Below are 234 nucleotides of genomic sequence, written 5' to 3'. Positions count from 1 at the left end.
CATTACGAAGTTTAATTCACGAGCATCAAACTTAAATTGAAGAGTTTGATCATGGCTCAGATTGAACGCTGGCGGCAGGCCTAACACATGCAAGTCGAGCGGTAGCACAGGAGAGCTTGCTCTCCGGGTGACGAGCGGCGGACGGGTGAGTAATGTCTGGGAAACTGCCTGATGGAGGGGGATAACTACTGGAAACGGTAGCTAATACCGCATAACGTCGCAAGACCAAAGAGG

General features: G+C 50.9%; 1 rRNA gene. It reads left to right on the top strand.

Features of this window, described 5'->3' with window-relative positions:
* Nucleotides 1–33: 33 nt before the first annotated feature.
* Nucleotides 34–234, top strand: a 16S ribosomal RNA gene (locus tag WFO70_RS22370); the annotation flags it as partial.

This window comes from Leclercia sp. AS011 (assembly GCF_037152535.1).
Lineage (GTDB): Bacteria > Pseudomonadota > Gammaproteobacteria > Enterobacterales > Enterobacteriaceae > Enterobacter.
This window is presented reverse-complemented; position numbering and strand designations above follow the sequence as displayed.